Origin of the sequence: Endozoicomonas sp. ONNA1 (assembly GCF_024606325.1) — a bacterium.
GTDB lineage: Bacteria > Pseudomonadota > Gammaproteobacteria > Pseudomonadales > Endozoicomonadaceae > Endozoicomonas_A.
The window spans coordinates 1-2,606 of record NZ_JAHHPN010000116.1 but is presented as its reverse complement, the minus strand read 5'-3'; the positions used below and the strand labels follow the sequence as shown (position 1 = coordinate 2,606).

Annotated in this window: 2 protein-coding genes and 3 pseudogenes; 2 read left to right on the top strand and 3 right to left on the bottom strand. The window is 48.2% G+C overall.

From position 1 onward, the window contains the following. The coding region (locus KDK19_RS02670; RefSeq protein ID WP_257291297.1) for a hypothetical protein at positions 1–186 on the bottom strand (186 nt) is incomplete at its 3' end. Positions 187–204: 18 nt separating this feature from the next. Beyond that, a pseudogene (locus KDK19_RS02665) lies at positions 205–1,373 on the bottom strand (IS3 family transposase). Positions 1,374–1,398: 25 nt separating this feature from the next. Between KDK19_RS02665 and KDK19_RS02660 the strand changes: the two are divergent. After that, positions 1,399–1,860 (top strand): annotated as a pseudogene (locus KDK19_RS02660) (ATP-binding protein); the annotation flags it as partial. Between the two features lie 98 nt (positions 1,861–1,958). After that, positions 1,959–2,246 (top strand): annotated as a pseudogene (locus KDK19_RS02655) (urocanate hydratase); the annotation flags it as partial. Between the two features lie 115 nt (positions 2,247–2,361). Here the strand turns inward: KDK19_RS02655 and KDK19_RS02650 are convergent. Next, a partial coding sequence (locus KDK19_RS02650) for a hypothetical protein (RefSeq protein ID WP_257291296.1) occupies positions 2,362–2,606 on the bottom strand: 245 nt, incomplete at its 5' end.

Sequence of the window (2,606 nt, the reverse complement as noted above, 5' to 3'; positions counted from 1 at the left end):
TTTTAGCTCCCTTTCACACGATCGCGCTTCAGGGGTGCTCTCCTCAATTTTTTCTTGTTGAAGTCTTGATTTCAATTTATCGCCAAACTTGTTGCGAACAAGGATAATCCGATCTGACGGGTGATTCCTCTTTATCAGAGCTTCCAATACCTCAGCATCAAACTCGCTGATCTCTGTAGTGGTCAAGTAAAAACGGACACCTGATTAAGCTGCTTTTTTCAATTTTTGCTTCTCGAAGTCTACTGGACTCATATAGTCCAGATAGGAATGCAATCTATTATTGTTGTAGAACAAAATGTAATCAATAACATGTGCCTCTACTTCTGCCCGCGTATCATAAATATAATGATCCGTTCTTTCCCTTTTCAGGCTGTCAAAGAACCGCTCCATCACAGAGTTATCCCAGCAATTACCCTTGCGACTCATACTACAGACCATCCCATACTCCCTGAGTTGATTCTGATACTCCAGAGACGCGTACTGGCTGCCACGATCTGAATGGTGCATCACACCATCTCCAGGCTTTCTGCCCCAGTAAGCCATTCTCAAAGCTTCCAGGGGCAGCTCTGTCGTCATACGGTTACTCATCGACCAACCGACGACTTTCCGCGAAAACAGATCAACGACAGTCGCCAGATAAACCCAGCCTTCACGAGTCCAGAGGTAGCTGATATCAGCTACGTATACTCTGTCCGGTGCTGAAACTGAAAACTCACGATTCAAAAGGTTTGCCGCCACTGGCAGTTTGTGTTTGCTGTTGGTTGTCACCTTGAATTTTTTGACCACCCGAACCCGCAGGCCAAGCCGTTACATCAGGGTTTTGGCCTGATAACGCCCTATGCTGTAACCTTTTGAACGCAGGACTTTCGCCATTCGACGACTTCCATAAGAGTCACCTGATTGAGCAAAAATCTCTCGGGCATCTGCCTCCAGGCGAAACATCTCCGGGTCAATCTGTTGATTTTTTGCCTGTTGTTTATTCCATTCGTAGAAGCTGCTGCGACTAACTTTTAGTGCTTTGCATAGCGTTACGACAGGATAGGCCTTCCTCTCCCGCTGTATGAAGGCGTATCTTACAGCTGGTCTTTCGCAAAGAAGGCCATGGCTTTTTTTAAGATTTCCTGTTCCATTTTCAGCTGTTTTTTTTCAGCTTCAAGCTCTTTGATTCTCTGCTGTTCAGTCGTCAGGGCCTGATGGCCTTTGCCGGGGAAAGCCAGCTCTTTCTTCTCTTCACTGAGTCGAACCCAACGACGGAGGTTAGTCGCACAAATTCCTAGACTTCTGGCGACTGCTGTAGGCGACTGAGCTTGTTCAGTAACCAGTTTTACAGCTTTGAGTTTGAATTCCTGAGAATAATGTTTTCGCGTTGCCATTATGAACCTCGTTACTGGTTGCACTATTGTGCTTAACGAGGTGTCCGGTGTCATTAGACCACTTCAAAGTTACCTGGCTTGTGCACTGGGACACCGGGCCTGCATACAGGGTTACAGTGTCCGCTATTACCGACTCTCGCGCTTACTGGAAGAGCTGAGCCTTGCCCATGGTGATGGCAGCTACAGCAGGCAACTCAAGCAACTGGCGAAGGTGGATTTGTTGATACTGGATGACTGGGGGCTGGAACCTCTGACCCAGCAGCAACGCAACGATTTACTGGAAGTGATGGATGACCGTCACGAACAAAGTTCAACGTTGGTTACCAGCCAGCTACCGACCCGGCAATGGCATGGCAGCATCGGTGATGAGACTATGGCAGACGCCATTCTGGATCGCCTGATGCACAACGCCCACAGGATTACGCTGAAAGGGGAATCCATGCGCAAGAAGCTGGGAAAACTGGAAACACTTGAACACTTGGACTAAAAATCAGACTGGGTGATGCGTAGGAGATCCAGGGTGTTCAAATGAACTAGAATAGGTGTTCAAGCTGACCAGAATATGCAGGAGACGGAGGCGATGTTGGTTCTGATACTGTTTCCGATTGGCCGCTGTTGAATGCACTGCTCAATACCGCCGGCGACGCTACCTGGGTTTCTTTGCACCACGGTGGGGGAGTCGGCATGGGCTTCAGTCAACACGCAGGAGTTGTTATTGTCGCTGATGGTACTGAAGCCGCTGAAATGCGTCTGGGTCGTATTCTGCGTAACGACCCCGGAACGGGTGTTATGCGTCATGCTGATGCGGGTTACGACATCGCTATTAAATGTGCTGAGGAGCAAGGTCTGGATCTGCCTATGCTGAAGGCTTGAATTGTAATTTAAAGGCTAACCAAGACCCGATGCCGGATGGTTTTCGGTCTCGGCTTTTGTTTGTGTCAGGGTAGTTGCTGCCTCTTTTGATTTTTCCTAACTAAACAGGGGGCGGTCAGAGAGCGATCAATGGCTCCGGAATACCCAACCCACCTGCACTAGCTGTATTGCACACAGTATTTGAAACTAGGCAGTTCTTTTTCTGACTGCCCCTAGCCAAAAGGTAATCAAGAGCAGCAGTAATGCTATACCCCACAGGGGTTTTAGTGCCGGATAGTCGTATAATATTGCTGTATACGTTATCTTTTACTGCCCTGTCTGGGATTTCACTTGCGTGAGCCAAGATACGTAGTACCGTAT